General features: G+C 41.4%; 23 protein-coding genes. 19 read left to right on the forward strand and 4 right to left on the reverse strand.

All coding sequences use genetic code 11. The features are described from left to right. Positions 1-21: 21 nt before the first annotated feature. The 6 genes from RZO55_RS09320 (at position 22) to rpsR (ending at position 3218) form a co-directional block, all read left to right on the forward strand. A complete protein-coding gene (locus RZO55_RS09320) occupies positions 22-753 on the forward strand; it encodes an NAD-dependent protein deacylase (protein WP_318064003.1) in 732 nt (243 codons plus the stop codon). A 32-nt stretch (positions 754-785) separates the two neighbouring features. Further along, positions 786-1775, forward strand: a complete 990-nt coding sequence (locus RZO55_RS09325) for an aldo/keto reductase (RefSeq protein ID WP_318064004.1) — start codon at positions 786-788, stop codon at positions 1773-1775. Positions 1776-1820: 45 nt separating this feature from the next. Continuing rightward, positions 1821-2018 carry a DUF951 domain-containing protein gene (locus tag RZO55_RS09330; protein ID WP_097004574.1) on the forward strand — a complete coding sequence of 66 codons (198 nt, stop codon included), beginning with the start codon at positions 1821-1823 and terminating at the stop codon, positions 2016-2018. A 150-nt stretch (positions 2019-2168) separates the two neighbouring features. After that, complete coding sequence (gene rpsF, locus RZO55_RS09335; RefSeq protein WP_318064005.1) at positions 2169-2456, forward strand: 30S ribosomal protein S6; 288 nt, start codon at positions 2169-2171, stop codon at positions 2454-2456. Positions 2457-2478: 22 nt separating this feature from the next. After that, positions 2479-2931, forward strand: a complete 453-nt coding sequence (locus RZO55_RS09340; protein WP_318064006.1) for a single-stranded DNA-binding protein — start codon at positions 2479-2481, stop codon at positions 2929-2931. Between the two features lie 20 nt (positions 2932-2951). Then, positions 2952-3218, forward strand: a complete 267-nt coding sequence (gene rpsR, locus RZO55_RS09345) for a 30S ribosomal protein S18 (RefSeq protein ID WP_318064007.1) — start codon at positions 2952-2954, stop codon at positions 3216-3218. Positions 3219-3440: 222 nt separating this feature from the next. On the opposite strand, the gene RZO55_RS25885 is transcribed toward rpsR, so the two are convergent. Both RZO55_RS25885 and RZO55_RS09355 read right to left on the reverse strand, forming a co-directional pair. After that, a complete protein-coding gene (locus RZO55_RS25885) occupies positions 3441-3695 on the reverse strand; it encodes a transposase (RefSeq protein WP_369293204.1) in 255 nt (84 codons plus the stop codon). A 490-nt stretch (positions 3696-4185) separates the two neighbouring features. Next, complete coding sequence (locus RZO55_RS09355; protein WP_318064008.1) at positions 4186-4401, reverse strand: hypothetical protein; 216 nt, start codon at positions 4399-4401, stop codon at positions 4186-4188. A gap of 415 nt (positions 4402-4816) precedes the next feature. Here RZO55_RS09355 and RZO55_RS09360 point away from each other — a divergent pair, with 415 nt between their 5' ends. The 7 genes from RZO55_RS09360 (at position 4817) to RZO55_RS09390 (ending at position 9030) form a co-directional block, all read left to right on the forward strand. Next, entirely contained in the window at positions 4817-5113 is a 297-nt protein-coding gene (locus RZO55_RS09360) for a hypothetical protein (RefSeq protein WP_318064009.1), read from the forward strand. 30 nt (positions 5114-5143) lie between these two features. Next, positions 5144-5446 (forward strand): hypothetical protein, encoded by a 303-nt coding sequence (locus RZO55_RS09365; protein WP_318064010.1) that lies wholly within the window; start codon positions 5144-5146, stop codon positions 5444-5446. Between the two features lie 295 nt (positions 5447-5741). After that, entirely contained in the window at positions 5742-6497 is a 756-nt protein-coding gene (locus RZO55_RS09370; protein ID WP_318064140.1) for a class I SAM-dependent methyltransferase, read from the forward strand. A gap of 32 nt (positions 6498-6529) precedes the next feature. Next, positions 6530-7006 carry a hypothetical protein gene (locus RZO55_RS09375; RefSeq protein ID WP_318064011.1) on the forward strand — a complete coding sequence of 159 codons (477 nt, stop codon included), beginning with the start codon at positions 6530-6532 and terminating at the stop codon, positions 7004-7006. A 30-nt stretch (positions 7007-7036) separates the two neighbouring features. Then, positions 7037-7798 carry a class I SAM-dependent methyltransferase gene (locus RZO55_RS09380; protein ID WP_318064012.1) on the forward strand — a complete coding sequence of 254 codons (762 nt, stop codon included), beginning with the start codon at positions 7037-7039 and terminating at the stop codon, positions 7796-7798. A gap of 102 nt (positions 7799-7900) precedes the next feature. After that, a complete protein-coding gene (locus tag RZO55_RS09385; protein ID WP_318064013.1) occupies positions 7901-8143 on the forward strand; it encodes a hypothetical protein in 243 nt (80 codons plus the stop codon). A gap of 95 nt (positions 8144-8238) precedes the next feature. Further along, positions 8239-9030: an EFR1 family ferrodoxin gene (locus RZO55_RS09390; RefSeq protein WP_318064014.1), complete on the forward strand. Its 792-nt coding sequence runs from the start codon at positions 8239-8241 to the stop codon at positions 9028-9030. Between the two features lie 96 nt (positions 9031-9126). Here RZO55_RS09390 and RZO55_RS09395 read toward each other — a convergent pair whose 3' ends face one another. Both RZO55_RS09395 and RZO55_RS09400 read right to left on the reverse strand, forming a co-directional pair. After that, positions 9127-11766, reverse strand: coding sequence for a cation-translocating P-type ATPase (locus RZO55_RS09395; RefSeq protein ID WP_318064015.1), 2640 nt, complete (start codon positions 11764-11766; stop codon positions 9127-9129). 132 nt (positions 11767-11898) lie between these two features. Beyond that, a complete protein-coding gene (locus RZO55_RS09400) occupies positions 11899-12768 on the reverse strand; it encodes a MurR/RpiR family transcriptional regulator (RefSeq protein ID WP_318064016.1) in 870 nt (289 codons plus the stop codon). A gap of 274 nt (positions 12769-13042) precedes the next feature. Between RZO55_RS09400 and RZO55_RS09405 the strand changes: the two genes are divergently transcribed. From RZO55_RS09405 to dagF, 6 genes are read left to right on the forward strand one after another with little or no spacing between them, the layout of a single operon-like run. Then, positions 13043-13459 carry a PTS sugar transporter subunit IIA gene (locus RZO55_RS09405; RefSeq protein ID WP_318064017.1) on the forward strand — a complete coding sequence of 139 codons (417 nt, stop codon included), beginning with the start codon at positions 13043-13045 and terminating at the stop codon, positions 13457-13459. Position 13460: 1 nt separating this feature from the next. Next, positions 13461-13952 carry a PTS sugar transporter subunit IIB gene (locus RZO55_RS09410; RefSeq protein WP_314462872.1) on the forward strand — a complete coding sequence of 164 codons (492 nt, stop codon included), beginning with the start codon at positions 13461-13463 and terminating at the stop codon, positions 13950-13952. A gap of 12 nt (positions 13953-13964) precedes the next feature. Beyond that, entirely contained in the window at positions 13965-14714 is a 750-nt protein-coding gene (locus RZO55_RS09415; RefSeq protein ID WP_318064018.1) for a PTS mannose/fructose/sorbose/N-acetylgalactosamine transporter subunit IIC, read from the forward strand. 1 nt (position 14715) lies between these two features. Beyond that, positions 14716-15543, forward strand: a complete 828-nt coding sequence (locus tag RZO55_RS09420; protein ID WP_318064019.1) for a PTS system mannose/fructose/sorbose family transporter subunit IID — start codon at positions 14716-14718, stop codon at positions 15541-15543. A 19-nt stretch (positions 15544-15562) separates the two neighbouring features. Next, positions 15563-16693 carry a DgaE family pyridoxal phosphate-dependent ammonia lyase gene (locus tag RZO55_RS09425; RefSeq protein WP_318064020.1) on the forward strand — a complete coding sequence of 377 codons (1131 nt, stop codon included), beginning with the start codon at positions 15563-15565 and terminating at the stop codon, positions 16691-16693. Positions 16694-16696: 3 nt separating this feature from the next. Further along, positions 16697-17431, forward strand: coding sequence for a 2-dehydro-3-deoxy-phosphogluconate aldolase (gene dagF, locus RZO55_RS09430; RefSeq protein WP_318064021.1), 735 nt, complete (start codon positions 16697-16699; stop codon positions 17429-17431). Positions 17432-17452 lie beyond the last annotated feature (21 nt).

Below are 17452 nucleotides of genomic sequence, written 5' to 3' on the forward strand. Positions count from 1 at the left end.
GCATATTGGAGGGATAAGAAGATGAATGAACAAAGTCTGTTAAAGGACTGGATCAGTGAGAGCCAAAATATTGTATTTTTTGGCGGAGCAGGCGTATCCACAGAAAGCAATATTCCTGATTTCAGGGGCGTGGACGGGCTCTATCATCAGGAGTATCAGTATCCTCCGGAAACCATCATCAGCCATAGCTTTTACCGTTTCAATCCAGGAGAGTTTTACCGTTTTTACAAAAATAAGATGCTGTATCCCGAAGCAAAACCCAATGCGGCTCATTTAGCCCTTGCAAAGCTGGAGGAGATGGGAAAATTAAAGGCGGTTGTGACTCAGAATATCGACGGACTGCATCAGGCAGCCGGCAGTAAGAATGTGCTGGAGCTTCATGGATCGGTCAGGAGAAATCATTGTACCAGATGTATGAAGTTTTTTACATTGGAAGAGATGCTTTCTTCCATGGGGGAAGATGGGGTCCCAAGATGCAGCTGCAAAGGGATTATCAAGCCGGATGTAGTGCTGTATGAAGAGGGTCTTGATGAAGATGTGATCAGCCGCTCGGTGGCTTCCATTTCCCAGGCGGATTTGCTCATTGTAGGCGGAACATCACTTACGGTCTATCCGGCAGCCGGACTGATCGATTATTACAGGGGTAAAAGAATGGTGCTTATTAATAAAACCGTCACTCCAATGGATGACAAAGCGGATCTGGTGATCAGCGGCAGCATCGGGGAAGTACTTTCCCGGGCAGTTGGCATTTAAAAGCGTTTCAGGAGAAGAAGGAGAGTAAAACGATGTATCAGGCAGCAGAAGACAGATATAACACAATGAAATATAAGCGTTGCGGAAGAAGCGGAATCATGCTCCCCATGGTTTCTCTTGGATTATGGCAGAATTTCGGGCTGGAGAAGCAGCTGCCAGAACAAAGAGAGATTCTTCTGAAAGCATTTGATATGGGAATCACCCATTTTGACCTGGCAAACAATTATGGATTTCCGGCACCTGGAAAAGCAGAGGAAAACTTTGGTAAGATTTTAAAGAGTGATCTGTTTCCATACAGGGATGAACTGATTATTTCTACAAAAGCCGGATATGATATGTGGCCGGGACCCTATGGTAACTGGGGATCCAGGAAATACCTCATGTCCAGTCTGGATCAGAGCCTGAACCGCATGGGACTGGAATACGTTGATATTTTCTACCATCACCGGCCAGATCCGGAGACTCCTCTTGAGGAGACCATGGGAGCACTGGCTGACATTGTGAAGCAGGGAAAGGCTCTCTATGCAGGAATATCCAATTACGGAGAACAGGAAGCCGTAAAAGCTATTTCCATATTACGGGACATGGGAGTACCATGCCTCATTGACCAGCCAAGATACAACATGCTGGAACGTGGCGCAGAGGAAGGCCTGTTTGGAGCCTTACTGGAACAGGGAACTGGCTGCATCTGCTACAGTCCGCTTGCACAGGGCGCGTTGACGAATCGTTATTTAAATGGCATTCCGGCGGATTCCAGAGCAGCCAGAAAAGGAACTACCATTGGTGGCCGTTATCTGACGGAAGAAAGGCTTGGACAGATCAGAAAACTACATGAACTGGCTGGAAACAGAGGTCAGACACTGGCGCAGATGGCTCTCTCCTGGGTACTGCGGGAACCTGCAGTCACTTCAGTTTTAATAGGAGCCAGCAGCGTAAGACAATTAGAGGATAATACCGCCTGCTTAAAGAATCTGTCATTTACCGGACAGGAACTGAAGGAAATCGATAATATATTAAAATAGCTGTTTATTGAATGGTGAGACTGAGCGGATAGGACAGGTGTATGTATGATCTATGAAGTTGGAGATGTTGTAAAATTAAAAAAGCAGCATCCATGCGGAAGTCAGGAGTGGGAAATTCTGCGTGTCGGAGCAGATTTTCGCTTAAAATGCATGGGCTGCGGTCATCAGATAATGGTTTCCAGGAAGCTGGTAGAGAAGAATACCAGGGGACTTAAGGGAAAAGATGGACAGCCAAAGTCATAAAATGTCCATATGACAAGAAAAAACAATGAAAGTGGGAAAAGGACTTGCTTTTATTAAAGAGTTACGGTATAATATTGTACCGTGACATATATTAATCCTTGCTCCTGTAACTGAAGACAGGGGCCAGAGACCACAAGGAGGTAAACAAGCATGAACAAATATGAATTAACCGTTGTTCTGAACGCAAAGCTGGAAGATGAAGAGAGAGCAGCTGCCATGGAAAAAATTAATGGTTACATTACTCGTTTTGGCGGCACTGTAACTGGCGTTGATGAATGGGGTAAGAAGAGATTAGCTTACGAAATTCAGAAAATGAAAGAAGGATTCTACTACTTCATCAAATTTGATGGCGCGTCCACAACACCTAACGAATTAGAAGAAAACATTCGTATTATGGAGCCGGTTATCAGATACTTATGCGTGAAACAAGAAGCATAATAGATAAAGAAAGCGTGATCGTATGAACAGAGTAATCCTTATGGGCAGATTGACCCGTGATCCAGAAGTAAGATATTCTCAGGGCGAGCGTACTATGGCCATCGCAAGGTATACCCTTGCAGTTGATCGTAGAAGCCGCAGAAGTCAGGACGGCAATGAGCAGACGGCTGATTTCATCAACTGCGTTGCATTTGACAGAGCAGGTGAATTTGCTGAGAAGTATTTCCGCCAGGGTATGAGAGTACTGATTTCCGGAAGGATCCAGACTGGAAGTTATACGAACAAAGACGGCGTAAAAGTATATACAACTGATATCGTTGTAGAAGATCAGGAATTCGCAGACAGCAAGGGCAGCGGATCAGGCGAAGGCGGAGGCTATCAGCCAACCTCAAGACCTGCTCCTTCCAGTGCAGTCGGCGATGGATTTATGAATATTCCGGATGGAGTCGAAGACGAAGGACTACCATTCAACTAAATCTAACAGGAGGTATACCAATGGCATTTAACAGAAATGATAAAGCTGACGGCCCAAGAATGAGAAGAGGCGGCATGCGTAGAAGAAAAAAAGTCTGCGTATTCTGCGGCGAGAAGAATGGCGTTATCGATTATAAAGATGTAAATAAATTAAAAAGATACGTGTCTGAAAGAGGAAAAATCCTTCCCAGACGTATCACTGGCAACTGTGCAAAGCATCAGAGAGCACTGACTGTTGCAATCAAAAGAGCTAGACATATCGCTCTTATGCCTTATACAATGGAGTAAATCCTTATTTTATAAGGGTTTGCCAGCTGGGTAAGAGAGTTTTACTCAAAATTTACTCAAAACGGGATGATATTTCCGGGCGGTTTACTGGCTGGGGAGAGAGTTTCGTGATATAGAAAGACTTCACATGAGAGTGTGGGGTCTTTTTGCTCTTTGTCAATAGTTGGGGTGGGATTCCTATGAATCCCGCTCCTTTCTAACGTTTAGAGCTGTTTCAATGGTTCATACTACTGTATGCTGTTTTTGGGCATGCCAAATAAGCCTATAAGAACTTCGTTTTAATACCTTAATCTTATTGTTAAATCCTTCTGTAACGCCGTTTTTTATGCCATATTTAAAGGCATCTAAGATTTCTATTCTCCAAGACTGGAACATTTTCGCACATTTTTCGAATTCTTTAATACCGTCTTTTTTTTGATGGAAATAAATAGGCTGAGGTGTTGAGGATAGGGAAATGGAAATGGTCTGTGCGGGAATGCTTTTAAGACAAGCTGGTTAAAGATGGAAATTTTGATTAATATGGTATATAATTAGTTATTGATAGAGTATTGCATATTTATATACATTATAGCTATAATGAGAAGTTGACTGAGTCATTTATTATAATACACTATTTTCTAAATGATGAATAGGGAGACATAATATGAAAAACTTCACTATTTTTTGTGAATGCCATGATTTAAAGAACCAGCTACTGTAACGTGATAATATTTAGTGTTCTATGCATGGTCATCCATATACTCTGAAAGGTGGATTATCAATAGTTTTCTAGACAACTTTTTTAAGGGTAATCATTCTGTATTACACCGGTGTCAGGTATCCCATTGAAGAATAAATCAGATAGGTGTTGTACTGTTTAAGAGCAGCAACATCTATCTTTTAAAATTATACTATATCATATGTTTCCAGATTATTTTTTCTCGCTAATAGCACCATCACGATAACCATTCCGCAACTTAGCATCACTTTATTGTTGAAATATAATAATAAAGTCAGTATATGACCATGCATTAGAGTGTTTGCCGATGTTCCATCTACGAAATGTATTATTACCCGTCATCGGGGCGATTTCAAATTCACCTTTTTCTTCAACAAGTGAAATACAGCGAGAGATGAACTCTTGTACGCTTTTATGGGCATCATGAACCATTGTAAAGGCTTTTAATGTATCCTCATTCATCATATAAAATCCCCTAAAACCGGAAAATCCTTTTTCATAAAAATAATGAGTTAAATCATTGCAGATTGGACATCTTCCCTAATTATTCAAAAATGAACCTATCAAAACAAATGCAGCAAGCATAGGGAAGCCAATTATCTTTTAATTGCTCAGTATGTCTTTCCGTAATATTCCAGTCTCATTGTTTTGAGGTGTTAGTAAGGAATGATGGGATAAAGTGCTAATATTGGTACTTAACATGTATAATATTGGCACTATGGTTGTAAAACTTATAATCTGCATTATACTAAAAACAGAGAACGAGTAGTTTGTCTATAAAATTGGGAGGTGGTATTTATGCAGATAGTACATTGAAACTGATAAATTTAGTCTGGAAAGGAATAATTAATGAATCATAATTTAATGAAGAAGGTTGGTTTTGTTAAAAAAGGAACAACAGATTATTGTAGGTGGTGCCAGTACAGCTGCTGGTCTTATAATAAGCGCTTTAGGACTACCGGGCGGGACTGCTTTAGCTATTGGTGGTTATATATATACTATCGCGGCGGCTGTTTCTCCTTATAAGATGGTAGTTAATCAAAAATTATATGAGGTATATTTTTCATATGATAACGTATATTATACTCACTGCTATCATGAAACAATAAAGTCATATGATACAGGCAATCATCTTGTTGATACAAGGACAGAGTATCATCAGTCTGTTGGTGGCTAATCAATACATGCTAGAAATGAGGATTTAATAATGAATAAAAATGAAACTTTTATTCTGTCTCCAATTGGAATTATTCCACCATGCATCTTTGAAATGTTTATCTTTCTGTGCTTTCGTTTTGCAGATTGGAGACGGGAATTAAACTCCGAATTACAATTGCGGGTATTGTGGGGAACAATAGCAATAACGCTGTTTTTCGCTATATATTACATTTCTATGCTTATCTGGGTAAAGAAGAATTATAAGAAAGAGGACAGAACCAATCTGATTTTTAAAATTTGTTTAGTAGCAATACTGGGGTTTATGTCATCTATTGTAGGCTATTTTTTATAAGAAAGAACTGAGTAGTGATCTTTTGATTTACTGTAGTGCAGATGAACTGGAAAATTAAAGCGCGGTCAGGCAGTAGTGGCAATCTGTCTGACCGCTTTTCTTTGTTCGCCAATGGGATATTTAATTTTATCAATTTGGTTGAACAAAATATGATATACGTTATAATGAAAGAAACAGAGCAATAACTTAACAGCACTAAATAATGATTAGATGTAAGAAATGAGGTTTCCGTCTATGTATGAAAGAATGCTCGACAAATCGGTCCGGCCCGATTTGGATCAACTGATTGAATGGTGTGGTAGATACGGTAGCTGAAACGTATGAAAAATTGCGTCCTGGATATGTTCCGGAGTTGTACAAAGATATTTTTAAATATATTCCAATTAATAAGGCGAGTAAGGTTGTAGAAGTTGGAATTGGTGGCGGTCAGGCGACACTGCCGATTTTGGAAACGGGATGTAACCTGACAGCTGTGGAATATGGATCAAACTTTACAGAACTATGTCGTAGAAAATTCAACGGGTACTCCAATTTTTCGGCGGTTACGGCAAAGTTTGAGGATTTTAAATGCGATGAGAATACATGCGATTTAATATATTCAGCATCAGCGTTTCATTGGATACCTGAGGAGATTGGTTATACAAAAGTATACAAACTATTAAAAAGCGGTGGTACTTTTGCACGTTTTGCCAATCATTCGTTTAAAGATAAAGGGCGGGAAGAGATTCATGAAGCTCTTCAAAAGATTTATTCTGTCTATATGCCAGGAAAGCTAAATAATGTTGAATACAGTGAATCAGATGCTGAAAACCGTGCTGAAATAGCCCGGAAATACGGTTTTATTGATATTGGTTATAAATTATATCATAGAACTAGAACCTTTACTGCAAAAGAATACACATTTCTGCTTGGAACTTATTCCGACCACATAGCTATCGATAAATGTACAAGAATAAAGTTCTTTTCAGAAATAGAGGCTGCGATAAATAATTTGGGCGGTAAAATTACTATATACGATACGATGGATTTACAGCTTGCAAGGAAGCCATAGGCGTTGCGTTTGGATACATAGAGGGGGGAGTAATGGAAATAAAAACAGACTCATTAAATATTATAGACTCATTAATGGCAATATTTGAGAAACATAAAATGCAGCGAATTTGTATATTAGCAACTACTTGCTGTGGTAAGTCTACATTAAAACAGAAGATTCCTGGTACCGCGGATATGGATGAGGAATTGTGGCCTCAATTAACCAGGGATGAAGAAGCATTTATCTGTCAAAAACCATGGACGAAGGAGATTGGAGATTTTGCAGGCAGGCTTGTGAAAGAAAGAGTGGCAGTTAAAGCGGGTCATCCATTATTTTCTCTGATACTTCTGGATTGTGAAGTGATTGTTTATCTGGATATAAGCGATGAACTGCTTGCAGAGCATTGTAAAAAAAGGGGAACAGACTTTCTGGATGCCAAAAATGTTAAGAATGCTATTGAAAATACATGGCAAAAGCAGCGGGAAAAGAACGATAAGATATGTTACTATCTGGAAGTCACACAATGACAGGAAAGAACAGATCGTGGGGGGAAGCTGATGAACCAGGATATAATAAATTATTACAAAGTATATGATGAAGAAGGCAGGTTGTTTCGGAATAACAGTCACAAGATTGAATGGCTGACCAGTATGCATTATCTAACGAAATGGATAAAAAAAGGCTCCTTTGTATTGGATGGCTGTGCCGGGACTGGGAATTATGCATTTCCATTAGCTGAGATGGGTTATAAGGTAATTGCCGGAGATATAGTGCCTGAAAATGTTGATATTATCAGGGAGAAGCAAAAAAGTAATCCCGTATTAAATGATATCTATGTTGGAAGCATGCTTGATCTTTCGCAGTTAAAGAGTGAAAGCTTTGATACTGTTTTATGTATGGGGGCATTTTATCATATTGATAATGAAATGAGATCAAGCATAATGAAAGAATGTCTCCGTGTATTAAAGCCGGGTGGATTGCTGGCAGTTTCTTATATCAATGCAATGGCCGGTGTAATTGCTGGTCTGGGTGATAATTTACAAAATATGGATGAGGCGGAGAAGTGGTTTGAAAACAAAACATCAGATGGACTATTCATGTATATGACTCCTATGCAAATGGAGGAAATGGCTTTGAATTTTCATACCCGGATAGTTACTCACTTCGCAGCTGACGGGATAAACTACTTACTTTCCGGTAAGTTTGATACGGCTTCTGATGATAATTTCAATCGGTGGTACCAGTTTCATTTAAAAACGTGTGAGGATAAAAGTCTGTTAGGATATAGTTTACATGGAATGATAATTTTGAGAAAATAAATAATTAAAGAGGGTGCTGAATGTTATTGCAGAGAAAGCAAACAGAACTGTGATTTATATGAGGCAGAGGAAATTGTTAAATCAGGAAATAAATATCCTGGTATGGTGTGTCATTTAATACACTATCCAGAGGGAAATGTATGCAGCCCATTTAAATTAAAAGAGAATGTTTTTGAAGAGCGGCCAATCTGGAACAAGGGAGTTTTTTATTTTTTAGAAGTTGATTTTTCAAAACAAAAGATACAAATATATAGCTATATCCCACACAGCCAGAAACTTGAGATTGTAAAAGATCTGCCCTTAGAGCTTGTGGAAGATTGCTATAATCTGAGACTGGCAGTGTAACCTCTCATGCTCACCCGAGACGGGAATGATGGAATTTATGAAATCGTCTGGCCGGAGAATAAAAAAATAGAAATAGGGGAAACGGAATACAAATTATGAAAACTGAAATTATTTATTTTTCTGCAACAGGTACAACAAAAGCAATAGTCACAGCAATTTCAAAAGGTTTAAGAGGTGAAGTGCATTTTACTGATATAACTCTGCCAGAGAAACGAAAAGACGCAATTGAAATAGATTGCGATTTAGTGATTGCGGCGATTCCTGTTTACGGGGAAAGAATTCCTGATTTTCTGTATGATTATATAAAGAATGTTCAAGGAAATGGAACATACCTGGCAGCAATATCCGTTTATGGAAATATAGGATTTGGTATCAGCCTGGAGCAATGGAAACGTTTTGCAGAGACGAACCATTTCAGATTAATTGCTGCCGGGGCATTCATAGGTCAGCATACCTATGCCTCCAGAGAAGCTCCGGTCGCTTATGGAAGACCGGATGAATCAGATATACGGGAGGCCCGGACTTTTGCCGTAAATATTCAGAAAAAAATAGATACTGGTGACTCTAAGTGCCCTGAAATACCTAAATGTACATTGCCTGGATTTATAACAAAACTTCCGGATTCGGGTACACGGCTTCTGGTAAGGCAGCCCCGGATAAATAACAGGACTGCCTGCAATAATTGCGGAGCCTGCGTCCGAAAATGTCCGGTGGGCGCTATTGACTCCGAGACCTTGGAAATCAGTGAAAATAAGTGCCTTCGCTGTTATGCCTGTGTGAAGATCTGCCCCAAAAAGGCCAGAACAGCCGGTCTGCGGCTGCCCGTTTTACGTACTGTATTCAATCGTGCAGGTATGAGAAAGAAGGAAAATCAAACATTCCTATAGAAGGATACATCGGTATTTGAATATCCAGGTGAGTAAAAAATGGGCCGCCGGATTCGGCCCTTTTAGATAGAACGGGACAAATCCGGAAGCCCATTATTATTTGCGTTTAAACCGTTTTACAATTTCCATAATCGGTATAATTAAAACAGAGATCAGTACGGCTACCGCATATTCCATAAGTGAGATATGCTCGAAAGAGAATGCTCTCCTTAAAAATGGAACGTAAATAACAGAAGTTGTCAAAACAAAAGACAGAAGCAGGGAACCATTTAAAAATCCATTTTTCGTTTTCAAGGTAAAGATAGAGTTATATCTCGATCGCATGTTAAAGGAGTGAAACATCTCGAGCAGTGACAGGGTAAGAAAAGCCATTGTCATGCCGTCTGCGCTTTTCGCAATTTCCCACACCCCGCTTTCTAAGTAGTGTCCGATAAAATACGCTGCCAGAGTCAGGAATGCGATCACAAATCCCTGAAAAGCAATTTCAACACCTACACCACCTGCAAATATACTGTCTTTCGGGTCACGAGGCGCCCGTTTCATGATATCGGCCTCTTCTGCTTCCATGCCAAGTCCGATAGCAGGAAAGCCATCGGTGATCAGATTAATCCACAGTAAATGAACCGGCTTTAAGATGGTGAAGCCCATGAGGCTGGCGGAAAATACGGCGATTACTTCTGCCAGATTGGACGAAAGCAGAAACTGGATTGCTTTTCTTATATTATCATAGATTCTTCGGCCTTCGGCTACTGCGGCAACAATGGTGGCGAAATTATCGTCAGCCAGAACCATATCTGCAACGTCTTTGGTGACATCAGTTCCAGTGATGCCCATTCCCACTCCAATATCCGCTTCCTTGATGGCAGGAGCGTCGTTGACTCCATCGCCGGTCATGGCAGTTACTTTTGAGAGCTTTTTCCATGTTTTCACAATGCGGACTTTATGCTCGGGCTGTACTCTGGCATAGACAGAAAGCCCCGTAATCCGTTTTTCCAGCTCCTCGTCTGTTAATTTTTCCAGCTCTCCGCCTGTGATGGCCATGCTTTCATTTTCGAGAATGCCCAGCTCCTTTGCGATGGCTACAGCAGTCGCCTTATGGTCACCGGTGATCATAATCGGACGGATGCTGGCACTCTGGCATTCTTTGATGGCTGCTTTGACTTCCGGACGGACCGGATCGATCATACCGGATAGTCCCAGGTAGATCAGGTCATTTTCCAGAACTTCAGGAGTGAAGGAAGGTGGCTTATCCTGCCATTCCCGCATAGAAGCGCATAATACGCGAAGTGCCCGGTCGGCCATGGCTTTGTTTGCCTGTATAATATCCTGACGGATGTCGTCGGTCATGTTTACAATGCTGCCTTTCATATATGCCTTGCTGCAGCGTTTCAGGACTTCGTCAGGTGCGCCCTTTGTGAACTGGATTATGCTGCCGTCTTTCTTTTTGTGAACGGTAGACATCATTTTTCGAACGGAATCAAATGGTGCTTCACCAATTCGCTCATAATCTTTAGTCAGATCGGTTTTTGACAGGTTGTATTTATTTGCATCATTTACCAGAGCGCATTCTGTAGGTTCGCCTACTGCCTGATGGCTTTCCGGGTCAAGCACGGCATCAGAACAGAGTGCCATGGCGGTCATAAGAAGGTTATCATCAAAAGATGAGTGTTCCACTACGGTCATCTTATTCTGTGTTAAGGTTCCGGTCTTGTCAGAACAGATAATCTGGGTGCAGCCTAAGGTTTCTACGGCTGTCAGTTTTCTGACAATTGCGTGCTTGCGTGACATCTTTGTTACTCCTATGGACAGCAGTATGGTAACCACCGCTGCCAGTCCTTCCGGAATGGCGGCAACTGCCAGAGAAACAGCAATCATAAAGGTGTCAACCATTTCTTCCAGCCGTGGGCTGTTTCCTGATGCTGTAATTCTTATAATATTTACAGCAAACATTAAGGCACAAATCACCAGAACCATGATGGACAGCACCTTGGAGAGCTGGTTTAATTTGATCTGAAGAGGTGTTTCCTCGTCTTTTGCTGTATTAAGGGCATCTGCAATATGACCGATCTCGGTTTCCATTCCTGTGTGGCAGACTACGGCTTTTCCCCTGCCGTAAACGATAGTAGAACCGGTATAGATCATGTTTTTTCTGTCTGCCAGCCCAACCTCTCCCTTTTCAGCATTTATCACATCACTGATTTTAGAGACAGATACCGATTCACCTGTCAGTGCGGCTTCTTCTGCTTTTAAGCTGGCGCTCTCCAAAACCCTGGAATCAGCGGGGACTGAATCGCCTGCCTCCAGAACGATGATGTCACCAGGTACCAGCAGTTCTGAGCGGATGATCTCAAGTTTATCATTTCGAATGACTTTTGATGTGGCAGCAGTCATTTCCTGTAAGGAAGCTATGGCAGATTCAGCTTTGGACTCCTGATAAACACCCAAAATGGCATTAATAATGACGACTAGCAGGATTATAACTGTATCAATCATGCTTTCCCCTTCATAAAGGGAGGTAACTCCGGAAATAACTGCGGCTGCAATCAGAACAATTGTCATAAAATTAGAAAGCTCTTTTATAAATTTTTTGAAGAGACTTGTCTGCTTTCCTTCTTTTAATTTATTTAACCCGTATTTACCCTGCCGTTCGTCGGCCTGGGCCTGGGTGAGCCCTTGAGGAGATGTCTCAAGCTGGATTAAGACTTCATTGGATTCCAATAAGTATTCTTTTTGCATTATTTTTCTCCTAAATTTACTTTTTATGTTGCAGTTGACCAGTGATAGATAGTGTTTCCCTTTTTTGCATTATTTATCAGAATAAATCAGTCATCATAAGGTGGTCTGGCTGATTTCCGGGTTTTTTGCAGACTAGAGGAGATCCATGAATTTTCTCAGTCCGTCCCGCGTGTCATCACTGTTTAATTTAGAGTAGGATGCAGCCTTTTGGAATGACTGAAACGATTTTACATCTTCAGTCAGAAAATTATGAAACAGCAAATCGAAAAGTACCAGTATGAGGATTTCTCTGCTTATAATGTTGCTGCTAAGAAGCAGGTCAGTTTTTGGTATCAGCAGAATGATGCTGGCATAGGGAGAACACAGGGATTTCTCATAATTGGTTATGAGCAGAATATCGCTGCCGTTTTTTTTAAAATCAGCCAGTATGGAAGCCAGCTGCTTATGATTGCCGGAGAGAGATAACGTGATAAAGAGATCACTCTCCTGAGAGAGGCTTTGATATAACTTGAGTGTATCATAGTTGGTAAGTGCCTGTACGGTAAGACCCAGAGTCATAAATTTGTGAGTAATAATCTCGGCAGTATTCTGATTAAAGTTAAGACCAATAATAAAAATCCTTCTTGCTTTTAACATCAGCTCTCTGGTGTGGTTAATGTCTGATGGGTTGGTTAGATGAAAAAGGCTGTCTAAGAGCATCTTGTAGTCATTGAGCAGAGCCGAATAATCAGAATGATTGACAGAAGAAGAACTTTTATCAATTTCCTTCTGCATGGTATATTTTAATTCGTTCAATCCGGAGTACCCTACTTTCTGGGCAAAACGGATAATGCTGGCATCCGAAGTTCCAATCTCCTTTGCCAGCTCCTGGGCACTGAGTTCAATAAATTTCATTGTGGATTTTTTAATGTATTGCACGATTTTCCAATCCGTTTTAGTGAACTGGTTGGACATGCCGTCAATGCGGGCCATTAATGTAAACAGTTCATAGTTTTCTTCCATTTATGGTATATTCTTCCTTTCAATCTTTCCAAATTGGAAAGCCGTATTGTTATTTTTGTAGCGGTTATGTAGTGAATTTCAAATCAATTATATCATATTTCTAATTTAAAATACAATATTCCTTCATTAAAAAAGCTATAATTACAAAAAAAGTAGTATAATACATAAAATAAATTGTGAAAATAATATAAATACAATATTGACATAAAAAATGTAGTATGCTACAATTCGAATTACAAAGGGATTAAAAATATGTTATACGAGGAGGTACGATATGGAGAAACCGCAGATTTTGCTCTTAACTCACGGAGGCTGGGGAAAGGCGCTGACGGAAAGTCTGAAAATGATTATGGGAAGCGTTGGTTTTGTTCATGAGATCCCGCTTCTTCCTGAAGTTACGTTTGCTGAGTATTACGCCAAGGTGGATGAATATGCAGCCGGAATGCCGGAAAAATCCCTGATTTTTACGGATGTATTTGGCGGAACAACCACCAATGCAGGTGCAAAAATCGGACGGGAGCGGAATATTAAGGTGGTTTCAGGACTGAATGCTCCACTCATGATTGAGGCCTGTACCCAGATCCAGTACACCGGGGATTGCAACTTTGATGTGGTTTTGCAGCAGGGGCAGTCATCAATTATTGATGTAATCAGTGAGGTCACAAAGTCAATGGGAAAGAAGGAGAGCTAAAATGGCAGAAATTGTATTATGCAGAATTGACAGCAGATTGATCCATGGACAGGTTATGACCAAATGGGTCAATCAGTCAAAAGCCAATCGGATTGTTGTAGTAAGTGACAGTCTGGCTGCGGATGAATTTATGCTGGAGATCTACTTAATGTCTGCACCTGCAGGGGTTAAGGTAGAATGCTTAAGCAGGGCAGATGCAGTAAAGAATTGGAATGAAGACCAGTTTGGCAGCGGCCGGGTACTTTTACTGCTTCCGGATTTAGAAAGCATGAAGGAAGTATACGATGGAGGAATAAAGGTCACTGATATTCAGGTAGGAGGGCTTGGGGGAGCTCCTAACCGGAAAGTGGTATTTCAGAATATCACCTTGGATGATGCAGATGTGGAAAAGTTGATTTCGTTACAGGAGGCAGGAGTAAAGATTATCTTCCAGACAATTCCGGAAGATGTACCGCAGGATTTTCACACTATTTTAAAAAAATACAATAACTAAGGAGAGTATGCTATGAGTGTGTTGATGTTAGCTGTATGTATGGGGTTCTATTACTGGTTCTGTCGTTTGAGATTTGGTTATACCTTTTCTTCCATGCTTCTTCAGCCGGTAGTCATTGGTGTTTTTGTAGGGCTTCTGACGGGAAATATGCCTCTGGCGATGAAGATTGGTGCAGGACTTCAGCTGGTTTATTTAGGGGTTACATCTACTCCCGGCGGTAATGTACCCAGTGATCCTGCGCTTGCAGGATGTATCGCTATTCCTCTTGGAGTAATGTCCAATATGAGTCCCGAAGTAGCCATTGCTTTGGCGATTCCATTTGGAGTCATTGGAGTATTTGTGGATCAGTTAAGAAGAAGTACCAATGCAGTCTGGGTTCATATGGCAGACCGTTATGCGGAAAAAGCGGATACGAAAGGGATTTTACGGGCAGCGTTTCTTTACCCGGCAATCGCAGGTCTGGTAATCCGTTTTCCAATTGTGTTTGCTATTGACTATTTTGGTGTTACAGCAGTAGAGAAGCTGATTGCGGTTCTTCCTCAGTGGCTGATGCATTCCTTTGAAATCATGGGAGGAATTCTTCCGGCTCTTGGTTTTGCAATTACCTTATCCGTGATTGGTAAGAAATCACTGATACCGTTCTTTATAACAGGATTTTTTGCAGTTATGTACTTAAAGCTTGATACTATGGCTGTAGCAATTTTCGCAACCTGCGTTGCATTGCTGTTAGGTTTATTCCAGATAAAGGAGGAGGCGATTTAAGATGGGAGAGCAGACAAAGGTAAAAAAACTGAATAAAAAAGATATTACCAAATCTATGTGGATTTATTATGCCGGCGCAGAACTTTCCAATTCCTATGAGCGTCTGCAGAGTCTTGTATTCTGTGCGTCCATGACGCCGGTTTTAAAGAAGCTGTATGATACAGACGAGGAACTGAGTGCAGCCTTAAAACGCCATCTGGTTTTCTTTAACACGGAAGGAATCTTCGGAGCAATCATTCAGGGAATTGCCATTTCTATGGAAGAGCAGAAAGCCAATGGAGAGAATGTAACAGATGAGGCAATTACAGGTATTAAAACCGGACTGATGGGACCGATTGCAGGAATGGGAGATGCGATTGTATGGGCAGCAATCATGCCGATCATTATTTCTATTTTTCTTCCATTTGCAAGCAGCGGTTCTGCACTGGGAGGGATACTGCCTCTGATTCTCTACCCCGCGATTACCATTGCCATTGCTTACTGGCTGATTCATAATGGCTACACGTTAGGTAAAAAGTCAGTGGTGTCACTGCTTCACGGCGGCAAGATGAAATCAATTATTTTCACTGCAAATGTCATCGGTCTTACCATGATGGGGGCATTATCCGCAAGTTACGTTACCATATCCACTCCGCTTAAGTTTGGTTTTTCCAGCGGAACGCAGATTGTGGTTCAGGACATATTGAATACGGTAGCACCAGGACTTCTTCCTCTCGCAGCCGTGTTTATCATCTATTATTATCTTAGAAAGAAAGGACCGTATTATAACAGAATTCTGCTTACAGTCGTGGCAGTATCTGTCATTACTTCTCTGCTTGGAATTCTTTAATGGTCTTTAAGGAGCAATCATGGAAAACATATACAGTAAAAACGGTCTGCAGGCCGTGATTAATGCCTCCGGGAGAATGACAAAGCTGGGTGTTTCCACCATATCGAAAGGTGTGGGGGAAACACTTGTGGAGGCAGCCGGCAACTATGTGGTAATTGATGATCTCTATGTTTATGCAGGCAGAAAAATTGGGAATCTCATTGGAACTGCGGATGCCTGTGTTACATCCAGTGCCTCCGCAGGAATCGCACTGGCAGTAGCTTCGTTAATCTGCGAAGGTAATTTACAGAAAGTGAAGCACCTTTACGACCTTCTGCCTTCTGTTTCTAGAAGGGAAGTAATTCTCTTAAAAGGGCAGAACGTGGATTTCGGTGCTCCTGTTGCAGAAATGGTGCAGATTGCAGGAGGAAAAATCGTAGAGGCCGGATATTCCAATGGTGCTTCTGTTGAAGATATAGAACAGGCAGTAACAGAGGATACACTTGCCATTCTTTTTGTGAAATCCCATCACTGCGTTCAGAAGGATATGCCAGATGCCAGATCTGTAATCGAGCTGGCAGGTCGTCTGGGGATCCCGTGTATCGTGGATGCAGCAGCAGAAGAAGATTTAAAAATCTATGCAGCCATGGGCGCCGACTTTGTATGCTACAGCGGTGCAAAAGCCATAGAAGGGCCAACCAGCGGTTTTGCTGCCTGTAAGACAAGGGAACTGGCAGACAACATGAGACTTCAGTACAAAGGCATTGGCAGAGCCATGAAAGTAGGGAAAGAGTGCACCATGGGACTTGTAAAGGCAGTGCAGGAATATATTGCAGGGGAAAAGACAAGTCCTGTCTCCAAAGAAGAGCTGGAACGGTTTGCAGCCTGTGTAGGGGAGATACCAGGCTGTAAAACATCAATTATTAAGGATGAGGCGGGAAGAGAAATATTCCGCTGTAAAATTGATTTTAATCCCCAGCTTTACGGGATGAATGCCAAAGATGTGGTAAGAGAGCTGCAGCGGGGAGATGTAGCTGTATTTACAAGAGATTATCAGGCAAATATTGGTTCCATCGCAATTGATCCCAGGCCTTTAAACAGTGATAAAGAACTGGATATCATTGAGCAGAGGCTTAAAGAGATTCACAAATCAGCAAATGGAGGGAAGTAAGGGATGGAAGGATTAAATTTTTACAAAGGAAGAGTCTGCTTAAACTGCCTGACAAATTCTGTTGACAATGCTAAAGCAATCTATGAGGCTGCTGAGGGTCACGTTGCAGTTGGAATTTTGTCCGCAAATTATCCGGATACCCAACAAGCGGCGGAGGATATGAAACGATATCAGGAAGCAGTAGACAATAACATTTCCGTTGGTCTGGGTGCAGGAAATCCCGGACAGTGGAAAGCAGTTGCGGATATATCCGGGCAGATTAAGCCCAAACACATTAACCAGACATTTACGGCAGGCGGTTATACCAGAGCCAAAACAGGAGAGGGACCATTTTTAAATTCCATGGTTGCTCCCTGCGGAAAAGTGGGATATGTTAAAATCTCAACCGGTCCTCTTAGCAAGGACATGGATCCGGCAGTCGTGCCGGTGAAAACTGCGATTGCGATGGCAAAGGAGCAGGGAGCTGATTCTTTAAAGTATTTTCCTATGGGCGGCCTGAAGGTGAAAGAGGAATATGAGGCGGTTGCCGCAGCCTGCGCAGAGAACGGTTTTGGGCTGGAGCCAACCGGAGGTATCGATCTTGATAATTTTTCTGAAATCCTGCAGATTGCAGTTGACGCAGGAGTGGAACACATTATTCCTCACGTATACTCTTCGATTATTGATAAAGAAACGGGAGCCACAAGTATATCCGATGTTGTGAAACTTTATGATATGATACGAAAAATTTTAGATTAAAAAAGGGCTGTTTTCCTGTCT

It is taken from the genome of Clostridium boliviensis, assembly GCF_033342255.1.
Taxonomy (GTDB): Bacteria; Bacillota; Clostridia; order Lachnospirales; family Lachnospiraceae; genus Lacrimispora; species Lacrimispora boliviensis.

Excerpts from the sequence above, each read along its gene's own strand:
- RZO55_RS09320 (WP_318064003.1), top strand. The coding sequence starts at position 22 with ATGAATGAACAAAGTCTGTTAAAGGACTGGATCAGTGAGAGCCAAAAT.
- RZO55_RS09325 (WP_318064004.1), top strand. The coding sequence starts at position 786 with ATGTATCAGGCAGCAGAAGACAGATATAACACAATGAAATATAAGCGT.
- RZO55_RS09330 (WP_097004574.1), top strand. The coding sequence starts at position 1,821 with ATGATCTATGAAGTTGGAGATGTTGTAAAATTAAAAAAGCAGCATCCA.
- rpsF (WP_318064005.1), top strand. The coding sequence starts at position 2,169 with ATGAACAAATATGAATTAACCGTTGTTCTGAACGCAAAGCTGGAAGAT.
- RZO55_RS09340 (WP_318064006.1), top strand. The coding sequence starts at position 2,479 with ATGAACAGAGTAATCCTTATGGGCAGATTGACCCGTGATCCAGAAGTA.
- rpsR (WP_318064007.1), top strand. The coding sequence starts at position 2,952 with ATGGCATTTAACAGAAATGATAAAGCTGACGGCCCAAGAATGAGAAGA.
- RZO55_RS09355 (WP_318064008.1), bottom strand. The coding sequence starts at position 4,401 with ATGATGAATGAGGATACATTAAAAGCCTTTACAATGGTTCATGATGCC.
- RZO55_RS09365 (WP_318064010.1), top strand. The coding sequence starts at position 5,144 with ATGAATAAAAATGAAACTTTTATTCTGTCTCCAATTGGAATTATTCCA.
- RZO55_RS09375 (WP_318064011.1), top strand. The coding sequence starts at position 6,530 with ATGGAAATAAAAACAGACTCATTAAATATTATAGACTCATTAATGGCA.
- RZO55_RS09380 (WP_318064012.1), top strand. The coding sequence starts at position 7,037 with ATGAACCAGGATATAATAAATTATTACAAAGTATATGATGAAGAAGGC.
- RZO55_RS09385 (WP_318064013.1), top strand. The coding sequence starts at position 7,901 with ATGGTGTGTCATTTAATACACTATCCAGAGGGAAATGTATGCAGCCCA.
- RZO55_RS09390 (WP_318064014.1), top strand. The coding sequence starts at position 8,239 with ATGAAAACTGAAATTATTTATTTTTCTGCAACAGGTACAACAAAAGCA.
- RZO55_RS09395 (WP_318064015.1), bottom strand. The coding sequence starts at position 11,766 with ATGCAAAAAGAATACTTATTGGAATCCAATGAAGTCTTAATCCAGCTT.
- RZO55_RS09400 (WP_318064016.1), bottom strand. The coding sequence starts at position 12,768 with ATGGAAGAAAACTATGAACTGTTTACATTAATGGCCCGCATTGACGGC.
- RZO55_RS09405 (WP_318064017.1), top strand. The coding sequence starts at position 13,043 with ATGGAGAAACCGCAGATTTTGCTCTTAACTCACGGAGGCTGGGGAAAG.
- RZO55_RS09410 (WP_314462872.1), top strand. The coding sequence starts at position 13,461 with ATGGCAGAAATTGTATTATGCAGAATTGACAGCAGATTGATCCATGGA.
- RZO55_RS09415 (WP_318064018.1), top strand. The coding sequence starts at position 13,965 with ATGAGTGTGTTGATGTTAGCTGTATGTATGGGGTTCTATTACTGGTTC.
- RZO55_RS09420 (WP_318064019.1), top strand. The coding sequence starts at position 14,716 with ATGGGAGAGCAGACAAAGGTAAAAAAACTGAATAAAAAAGATATTACC.
- RZO55_RS09425 (WP_318064020.1), top strand. The coding sequence starts at position 15,563 with ATGGAAAACATATACAGTAAAAACGGTCTGCAGGCCGTGATTAATGCC.
- dagF (WP_318064021.1), top strand. The coding sequence starts at position 16,697 with ATGGAAGGATTAAATTTTTACAAAGGAAGAGTCTGCTTAAACTGCCTG.